The organism is Capnocytophaga sp. oral taxon 329 str. F0087, assembly GCF_000213295.2.
In the GTDB taxonomy this organism is placed as follows: Bacteria; Bacteroidota; Bacteroidia; order Flavobacteriales; family Flavobacteriaceae; genus Capnocytophaga; species Capnocytophaga leadbetteri_A.
Window position 1 is genome coordinate 1 of sequence record NZ_KN390077.1, and the last position, 3819, is coordinate 3819.

The 3819-nt window shown below is 40.2% G+C and carries 2 protein-coding genes; both read left to right on the forward strand.

All coding sequences use genetic code 11. The annotated features are described in order from the left end of the window. A partial coding sequence (gene glyA / locus HMPREF9074_RS11275; RefSeq protein ID WP_034540898.1) for a serine hydroxymethyltransferase occupies positions 1–1153 on the forward strand: 1153 nt, incomplete at its 5' end. A gap of 240 nt (positions 1154–1393) precedes the next feature. Continuing rightward, positions 1394–3819: hypothetical protein (locus HMPREF9074_RS11280; protein WP_034540909.1), on the forward strand; the 2426-nt coding region annotated here is incomplete at its 3' end.

Consider the following 3819-nt stretch of genomic DNA (forward strand, 5'->3'; position numbering starts at 1 on the left):
TATCCTTACTAACAAATATGCCGAGGGGTACCCTGGCAGGCGCTACTACGGAGGTTGCGAGGTGGTAGACGAAATCGAGCAAATAGCTATAGACCGCGCTAAATTGCTCTTCGGGGCTGAGTATGCTAACGTACAACCTCATAGCGGTTCGCAAGCTAACGCTTCAGTATATGCGGCTTGCCTCAAACCAGGTGATAAGATTTTAGGATTTGACCTTTCGCACGGGGGGCACCTTACGCACGGATCTCCTGTGAACTTTTCAGGTAGATTGTACGAGCCTGTATTCTACGGAGTAGAAAAGGAAACCGGTTTGCTAAACTACGACAAAATTTTAGAAATAGCAGAACGCGAAAAACCTCAAATGATAGTAGCAGGAGCTTCAGCTTATTCTCGCGATATAGACTTCAAACGCTTTAGAGAAATAGCTGATAGGGTAGGTGCTTTGCTCTTTGCCGATATTGCTCACCCTGCGGGACTTATTGCTAAAGGACTTCTTAGCGACCCTATTCCTTATTGCCATATTGTTACCACTACTACCCACAAAACACTTAGAGGACCTCGCGGGGGGCTTATCCTTATGGGTAAAGATTTTGAAAACCCATTTGGGCTTAAAACTCCTAAGGGTGAAGTAAGAATGATGTCATCGTTATTAGATAGTTCGGTATTCCCTGGCAACCAAGGAGGCCCATTAGAACACATAGTTGCAGCCAAAGCAGTAGCTTTTGGCGAGGCGCTTTCTGACGACTTTTTGCATTACGCTATACAAATACAGAAGAATGCCCGCCGTTTAGCTTCTATCCTTTTAGGCAAAGGCTATGACATTATCTCTAAAGGTACTGACAACCACTTGATGCTTATCGACCTACGCAATAAAGACATTAGCGGTAAAGAAGCAGAAATTGCTTTAGGCAAGGCTGATATAACTGTAAATAAAAATATGGTTCCTTTTGACACACGCTCTCCTTTTGTAACCAGCGGTATACGTGTAGGGGTAGCAGCTATCACTACTCGCGGACTAAAAGAAGATGATATGGAGCGTATCGCTGACTTTATAGACCGTGCTATTGCTAACCACACTAATGATGAGGTGCTTGAAGAAATAGCTGAAGAAGTAAACCTTTTTATGGAAGACAGACCGCTATTTGCGTACTAGTAAATTAGCAAATAAACAAATGAGACTTTGCTAAAGGTTGTGGTTTACTACCTTTAGCAAAGTTTTTTATTTACTACACTCCTACCTCCCTTGTAAAAAACAGCTTGATTATGGAATAGGCGGTGTATTTTTTTTTCGGTAAAAATTTTTTCATTTCAGAGAAATGTTGTATATTTGCACTCTCAAAAATGAGTAGTAATTTCATTTTAAAAAATCATAAGTAAAACAATAGAAAAAATAATGAAAAAGAATCTAACAATGCAGTTATTGCCCTTGTGGCTATTAGCGTTTTTCTTTTTTGCCTCTGTGCCAATAAAGGCGCAAGTAAAAGGATTTGCTGGCGTAACTAAGCTTATTGGTTGCGGTAGCGGGACTAATGCTAATAAGGCAGAAGTAAGTGTTACTAATGTAACAGGAGGTACAGCACCTTACCAATATAAATTTGGTAGCGGTGGGTGGCAAACGAGCAACGTAGGTTGGCTGCCCGTAGGTATCCATAACGTATGGATAAAAGATAATAATGGTATACTTAGTACTGTTATGCAAGTGAAAGTGCCTACCTCTTCGGTAGCACCTGTGATTACAAAGGAGATTTTTTATGATTGTGATGGGCGACCTACCCTAAAGATAGGGGTGCAAAACCCACAGCCTTCTTATCGTTATCTCTTTAAATTAGATAATGCGCCTACTTTTTCAGAAAAATACCTTTTTCAGAATGTAAGTACGGGTACTCATACTATTACAGTAAAGTATGAAGATACTACGATTCCCTCACCTATGATGCTATTGGAGGAGACATTTGGTAGTGGGTCAAAAACTAGTTTGCCAGCAGGAGTAACTGATTTACATTATGGGGGGATTACAGTTTTAGAAGGAGATTATGAAATAAATAATTCAGCTTATATTAATACTATAAGTGTTGTTAATCTTACTTGTCCAGGGACAGGGGTTTGGGTGCCTGTGCCTGACCATACTTCTAATGGGACAGACCCACAAGGGCGTTTTTTTGTTACCAATGCAAAAACGCTTACTCCTGATGGAGATCTGATCTATAAGAAAAAAGTAAAGGATATTTCACCTAATTCAGAAATTAGATATGAGTTTTACGTATTGAATTTGTTTCAAGAAGATAAAAAGATTCATGCTTCAGGACTTGATGCTATTAAACCCAAGTTTAAAGTTCGATTGGTAGATAATTTAGGAAATGTTATATCTCCAGAAATATCAACAGGTGAAGTGCCTAACTCACTTTGTGGGGCAGGAATGAACAATTGGCATAAATATCAAGGTTCTCTTAACTCAGGAAGTTATACAGAATTTACAATTGAATTTCGTTCTGATGGTTCCTCTGCTCACGGCTGGGGTAATGACTACGCTATTGACGATATAAAAGTATGGCAAATGCCTCAAACTTGCGGGCAAGAAGTGTCTACAACAGTAAGTGTTACTACGCTGCAAATGCCTACAATCTCAGCAAACCTTAGCAACTGTAGCCTGTCTAATAACACTCTTAATTTGGTGGTAACGCCTACCTCTTCGCTCTTTACCTATCAATACCAAATGGACGGAGGAGCGCTACAAAACAGCAATGTGTTTACAGGTTTAGCAATGGGTAGTACTCATACCTTTAAAGTACATTACAAACCGGTAGCTTCAGTAGTTACTCTTGTAAATGAAGATTTTGGTGTAGGAGCAAATCCAACTGCTAATAGTTATGTAAACCCTGAATATTATTTTGAGTCGATGAATGGGGCTACTACTATTTATAATGGTAAAGGAGATGCTAAGGATAATAGTGCTCATATAGATCGAACAGTTGATGGAGAATACGCTATCAGTGTTAATATACCTCCAAGTCTTGCCTTTCTTTGGCATACACCTACCGATGCCTCAGGTACTACTAATGGTAGGAAATTGATTATAGACCTAAGTACTCCTAATCCTGCATTTTATATGCGCCCTATAAGCGTATTGCCTAACAAGAGGTTAGACTTTTCGGCAGCTATTTTCAATTTGCTAAAGACTACAGCACCCAGCCCTTGTAATACACCTGGAACACAGGTGCGGGTACGCTTTTATCCTAATAAAGCTGCTTTCCTAGCAAATCTTACACCAATAAAATCTCAGTCTATATCTTTACCTCTTTCTGCAACTCCTAGTGATTGGAAGTACCTTACAGTAAGTTTGTCAGCAGCAGAAGTAGGAGCTAATACTTCTCTGTACTTTGTATTAGACTTGTCTGCCTTAGGAGGCTGTAATGATATAGCTGTTGATGACATTGTTGTAACCCAACAGTTAGCGGAATGTACTAAAGATTTTACGACTACTATTAATACTTCAGTAACCAGTGCCTTTGCAGGGGTTACCAAACTAATAGGTTGCGGTACAGGAGCCAAGGCTTCTTTGGCTGAAGTAACTATCGCCAATGTAGAAGGCGGTAGCGGTAATTACGAATACAGTTTTGACGGTATAACTTGGACGGCTTCTAATACTAGTTGGTTACCTGCAGGTACACGCACGGTTTCAGTACGCGATGCTGCTACTCACGGTTGTCCGTTTGATATGAGTGTAACGGTACCAGCAGCGTTGGCGCAACCTACTATCAAAACAGAGGTATTCTACGGCTGCGATGGTAAGGCTATCCTTAATATAGGTGTAGAAAACCC